The following is a 3,937-nucleotide window of genomic DNA, read 5'->3' as shown; positions in this document are numbered from 1 at the left end:
CGACCAGATCCACGAAGTTGACGCCTTTCACGACGCGGCCTTCATCGACGTCGAGGCACGGAATGATGCGTTTGGCTAAGGGCATGTTGTTTGGAGGGGTGGACGGGTGGGGGACGGAAAGGGAGGCAGCGGATCAATGCGTAAGTGACGGAAGAAATAGGCCAGTAGCCGGAGACTGGTAGCGCCTCCAGCGCGGACGTCTCCGGCGGGGTTGGCGACGGCGAACGGAGGACCGTTCGCCCCAGGGAAGGTTTTTTATCAGGGGGGAGCTATCACTTGGCGTCTACCCACTACCGAAAGGGGAAGAGTTACTGCAACACCGAAGGATCACGCAGTGGGGCGGTGGAGAAGGTGTCGAGGTCGATCTCGTCTTTTTGGTTCCAGCCCCAGAATTGCTGGCAGGGAAAGACGTTTTCGTAGAGTGCTTTGCCTACGATCACCGAGTCGACACCGTAGCGCGCCAGCGTCTGGATCCGAAGCAGGTCTTTGTGCGCTCCCACGCCGCCCGAGGCGGTTACCTTCGTCGTTGAGAGCGCTGCGCCCATCGTGCGATATGCCTGCACGTTGGGCCCCTCCATGGTGCCATCGCGGCTGATGTCGGTGTACACAATGCGCGAAACCCCCCGCTCCTGCATGTCGAGCGCCAGTTCCACCGCATCTACGCCCGAGCCCTCGGTCCAGCCCTGCACGCGGGCCTCGCCGTCGCGTGCGTCGATGCCGACGACAATGCGCTGCGGACCAAAGCGCTCCACCGCCTCGCTGATCATGGGCGGGTTGCGCACGGCAGCCGTGCCAATGATGACACGATACACGCCCATCTCCAGCGCCGCCTCGATGTCGTCGAGCGAGCGGATGCCGCCACCCATCTGCACGGGGATGTCCAGCGCATCGGTGATGCCGCGAATGGCTTCGCGGTTGGGGCTCTCGTCGCCACGGGCGGCATCCAGGTCTACCACATGCAGCACCCGCGCATTCTGCACGCGCCACAGCTTCGCCATCTTTACAGGATCGTCGAAGTAGACGGTTTCGTCGTCGTACGAGCCTTGGTGGAGGCGCACGCAGCGTCCGCCGCGCAGGTCGATAGCGGGAATGACAAGAGCCATAATGCGGGAGACTGTGGGGAGGAAAGCCGGATGGATCCGGTTGTATCAGGAAAGGGCGGCAAAGTTTTTGAGCAACTGCAACCCCACCGCGTGGCTCTTCTCTGGGTGGAACTGCACGCCGAACACGTTGTCGCGCTGCACGATAGCGGGAAAGGCGTGGTCGTATGAAGCGGATGCCAGCACGTCGGCATCGCGCTCGGCCTGCGCGTGGTAGGAGTGCACAAAGTAGACATAATCGCCGGGTTTGATGTTGGCCAAGAGCGGCGATTCGCGGTGCACATCAAGCGTATTCCAGCCCATGTGCGGCACCTTGTGCGTGGACATAGCGTCGGTAGCGTTCTTGGCATCGTTGAAGTGCACAACAGTGCCGGGCATGATGTCGAGGCCCTCGTACGTGCCGCGCTCGTGGCCCTCGCTGAAGAGCATCTGCATCCCCACGCAGACGCCCAGAAACGGCGTACCTTTTGACACGACCTCGCGCACTACCGGTGTCAGTTCGCGAGCGGCGACTTCAGTCATGCATGCGCCAAACGCGCCGACGCCCGGCAGCACTACGCGGTCGGCGCTAAGAATGGTGTCGGCGTCGTCGGTGCGCACCACATCGGCCCCGACCGCCTCGAAGGCTTTCTCGATGGAGCGCAAATTGCCGATGCCGTAGTCGATGATGGTCGTCATAGGGGATGTGGGGGGGGTGAGATTCGTGGGAGGACGTAGATCTAACAGACGGGCATTCGCTCATTCGTTGGATTCGTTCAGCTCGCGGGAGCGACGGGTGGCGGTTTCTACGGCGTTGATGATCATAGTGCGCAGGCCGTGTGCCTCCAGCTCCGACACCGCAGCAATGGCGGTGCCACCGGGTGTGGTAACGCCGTCGCGGAGAATGGCGGGGTGCTCGCCAGAGTCGCGGGTCAGTTTGGCCGCGCCGAAGACCGTTTGCGTGGAGAGCCGGGCCGCTACGTCGCGGGGCAGTCCCTGCTGCACACCCGCATCGGTGAGGGCTTCGATGAACATGAACACGTAGGCGGGGCCGCTGCCCGACAGGCCGGTGACGGCGTCCATCTGCTTTTCGCTCACCACCTCGGCGGTGCCTACGGCCTCGAACATGGCTGTGGCCAGGTCGAGATGCGTCTCGGTTGCCGTCGACCCGGCGGCCAGAGCGGTGGCCCCTGCATCCACAAGCGCAGGCGTGTTAGGCATGGCGCGCACAATGGGATTCGTGCTGTCGAGCTCGCGGGCAAGCGTGTCGCTGTGAATTCCGGCAAGCACCGAAATTACAAGGGCCTCGGGGTGGAGCACGGGACGAATGGCCTCGAACAGTTCGGCACGCTGATACGGCTTGCACGCGATGAGCACGATCGAAGCATCCTCAACCGCCGCGGCGTTATCGCTGGTCACGTGGATGTCGGGGTAGGCGTCGCGGAGGGCGGCTTGCCCGGCATCGGAACGGCGCGTGGCAATGACGCGCTCCGGCGGAAGTAGATCGCCGATGAGTCCGCCCAGAAGCGCCTGGCCGATGCTTCCGGCGCCGAGAATGGCAAGGGTGTGGTCGTTGAACATGGGGGCGTGTCGTCGTTTTGGAGACAGAGGGGGCAGCCTGTAGGCTAAATCGTGCCTTTGGTGGAGAGCACTTTGTCCTGTGCGGCATCGCGGCGAACAGCCGTCCGGAGCGCCCGGGCCCCAGACTTGAACATCGCCTCGATCTTGTGATGCGCGTTGGATCCGTAGAGCACGGTAACGTGCCAGTTGCAGCGCAGGTGCTCGGCAAACGAGTACCAGAAGTGCGGCACCATTTCGGTGGAGAGATCGCCCACAGTAGAGCGATCGAAGTCCGCATCAACCCGACAGTAAAAGCGCCCCGACAGATCCACGACGCTGCGGGCCAGGGTTTCGTCCATCGGCACGTAGGCGTGTCCGTACCGGGCGATGTGCGCCTTGTCGCCAAGCGCCTCGCGGACGGCCTGCCCCAGCGTGATGGCTACATCTTCGGTGGTGTGGTGGTCGTCGACGTACAGATCGCCGTCGCAGGTTACGTCCAGCGAGAACCCGCCGTGGCGCGCGAACAGGTCGAGCATGTGGTCCAGAAAACCGATCCCGGTGTCGTTTTCGTATTCGACCTGTTCAGGGTCGAGGTTGACCGAGACGGAGATGTCAGTTTCGTTGGTCGTGCGGCTGACGGTGGCAGTGCGGGGGGCAAAGTCGGTGGGCATACGCGGTTACTTCGGGAGCAGGTCGGAACAGGCAATGGTAGATTCGGCAAACGGCACCGCCAGGCTGTCGTTGCGCTGCCGGGTCTGTTTGGAGGCGTAATCGTCGTCTTTTGGATCGAAATACACCTCGACACACGACGACGATAGGTTCACAATCCAGTAGGTCGGGATGCCGTGGCGGGCGTAGAGCGTGCGCTTCACATCGCGGTCGTAGGCGAGCGGGGTATCGGCGACTTCAACGACGAGGGCAGCCGTTGTTGGATGTCCATCAATGTACTGCTCGTTCGACCCGGGCACAACTATCACATCCGGCTCAGGCTCGGAGGCGGAGCCCAATGCAAGGGGCACCTGGCTGCGGACGTGATAGCCCTCGGGGCATGTATCCATGAGCAGATGTAGCAGGCGCGTAGTAACGGCAGCATGGCGACTGTTCTGCGGACTCATAGGCACGATCTGTCCGTTAATCAACTCCACCTGCTGGTCAGGAATGAACACGCCCGCATCCACCATACGCTCAATACTGCGCACGCGAGAAGCGGTAGGCGTGGAGCGTGCTCGGTGCACGACGGGTATCGGGAGGGGCTGGGGGCGAGGTCGTTGCAGGCATGGCAGATTCGGCACTTTTCA

General features: G+C 62.7%; 5 protein-coding genes and 1 pseudogene. All 6 read right to left on the bottom strand.

Annotation, left to right across the window (positions count from 1 at the left end; all coding sequences use genetic code 11):
* Positions 1 to 85 (bottom strand): annotated as a pseudogene (locus R6U20_RS01795) (imidazole glycerol phosphate synthase subunit HisF); the annotation flags it as partial.
* Positions 86 to 308: 223 nt separating this feature from the next.
* Complete coding sequence (hisA, locus tag R6U20_RS01790; protein ID WP_410336160.1) at positions 309 to 1,103, bottom strand: 1-(5-phosphoribosyl)-5-[(5-phosphoribosylamino)methylideneamino]imidazole-4-carboxamide isomerase; 795 nt, start codon at positions 1,101 to 1,103, stop codon at positions 309 to 311.
* Between the two features lie 45 nt (positions 1,104 to 1,148).
* A complete protein-coding gene (gene hisH / locus R6U20_RS01785; RefSeq protein ID WP_410336159.1) occupies positions 1,149 to 1,778 on the bottom strand; it encodes an imidazole glycerol phosphate synthase subunit HisH in 630 nt (209 codons plus the stop codon).
* Positions 1,779 to 1,838: 60 nt separating this feature from the next.
* Positions 1,839 to 2,660 (bottom strand): pyrroline-5-carboxylate reductase, encoded by an 822-nt coding sequence (gene proC / locus R6U20_RS01780; RefSeq protein WP_410336158.1) that lies wholly within the window; start codon positions 2,658 to 2,660, stop codon positions 1,839 to 1,841.
* A 44-nt stretch (positions 2,661 to 2,704) separates the two neighbouring features.
* The gene (gene hisB / locus R6U20_RS01775; protein ID WP_410336157.1) at positions 2,705 to 3,310 is read right to left on the bottom strand and encodes an imidazoleglycerol-phosphate dehydratase HisB; all 606 of its coding nucleotides are present in this window, start codon (positions 3,308 to 3,310) and stop codon (positions 2,705 to 2,707) included.
* Positions 3,311 to 3,316: 6 nt separating this feature from the next.
* Positions 3,317 to 3,838, bottom strand: coding sequence for a Uma2 family endonuclease (locus tag R6U20_RS01770; protein ID WP_410336156.1), 522 nt, complete (start codon positions 3,836 to 3,838; stop codon positions 3,317 to 3,319).
* Positions 3,839 to 3,937 lie beyond the last annotated feature (99 nt).

The sequence above is a fragment of the Longimonas sp. genome (assembly GCF_046498435.1).
GTDB lineage: Bacteria > Bacteroidota > Rhodothermia > Rhodothermales > Salinibacteraceae > Longimonas.
This window is presented reverse-complemented; position numbering and strand designations above follow the sequence as displayed.

Excerpts from the sequence above, each read along its gene's own strand:
- hisA (WP_410336160.1), bottom strand. The coding sequence starts at position 1,103 with ATGGCTCTTGTCATTCCCGCTATCGACCTGCGCGGCGGACGCTGCGTG.
- hisB (WP_410336157.1), bottom strand. The coding sequence starts at position 3,310 with ATGCCCACCGACTTTGCCCCCCGCACTGCCACCGTCAGCCGCACGACC.
- hisH (WP_410336159.1), bottom strand. The coding sequence starts at position 1,778 with ATGACGACCATCATCGACTACGGCATCGGCAATTTGCGCTCCATCGAG.
- proC (WP_410336158.1), bottom strand. The coding sequence starts at position 2,660 with ATGTTCAACGACCACACCCTTGCCATTCTCGGCGCCGGAAGCATCGGC.